Source organism: Bradyrhizobium sp. Leo78 (genome assembly GCF_059512425.1).
On record NZ_JCAMOT010000157.1, the window covers coordinates 1 to 976 of the forward strand.

The 976-nt window shown below is 67.1% G+C and carries 1 protein-coding gene; it reads left to right on the forward strand.

Going from position 1 to position 976, the window contains the following annotated elements; translation table 11 throughout:
• On the forward strand, positions 1-976 hold a 976-nt coding region (locus AC5ZG1_RS44020; RefSeq protein WP_496136521.1), incomplete at both ends, for a putative Ig domain-containing protein.

Here is a 976-nt window from a genome sequence, read left to right on the forward strand (position 1 = left end):
ACCTGTGGAGCTCGACCGGCACCAAGCTTGCCAGCGCCACCTTCACCAACACCACCGCAAGCGGCTGGCAGACCGTGACCTTGGCGACGCCGGTCTCGATCGCCGCCAACACCACCTATGTCGCGTCCTACCACACAAACGGCGCGTATGTGGCTACCAGCAATTTCTTCACCAACGCCGTCTCGAGCGGCGCGCTGACAGCGCCCTCCTCCGCCTCGTCCGGCGGCAACGGGGTGTATTCCTATGGCGGCACCAGCACCGCCGGCATCTTCCCGACCAGCAGCTTCAGCGCGTCCAACTACTACGCCGACGTGGTGTTCTCGCCTGGCTCGACGACCGACACGCCGCCGGTGCTGGTGACCCAGACCGCCAACCAGAGTGCGGTCGTCGGCTCGGCCTTCTCGCTGACCCTGCCCGCCGGCACCTTCAACGATCCCGACGGCGGCGCTCTCACCTATTCGGCAACCGGCTTGAACGGCGCGGCGCTTCCCTCATGGCTGACGTTCAACGCGGCAACGCGAACATTCAGCGGCACGCCCGCATCGGCCAATGTCGGCACCCTCGGCGTCCAGGTTTCGGCCACCGATCCCGCCGGCCTCTCCGCCAGCGAGACTTTCAATATCGCCGTGGCGACCGACACGCCGCCGGTGCTGGTGACCCAGACCGCCAACCAGAATGCGGTCGTCGGCTCGGCCTTCTCGCTGACGTTGCCCGCCGGCACCTTCAACGATCCCGATGGCGGCGCCCTCACCTATTCGGCAACCGGCCTGAACGGCGCGGCGCTCCCCTCATGGCTGACGTTCAACGCGACGACACGAACTTTCAGCGGCACGCCCGCATCGGCCAATGTCGGCACCGCCGGCATCCAGGTTTCGGCCACCGATCCGGCCGGCCTCTCGGCCAGTGAGACCTTCAATATCGCCGTGACCACGACGTCCACGACGGTGAGCCTGTTCACCGCGTCCAGCACCCCGAC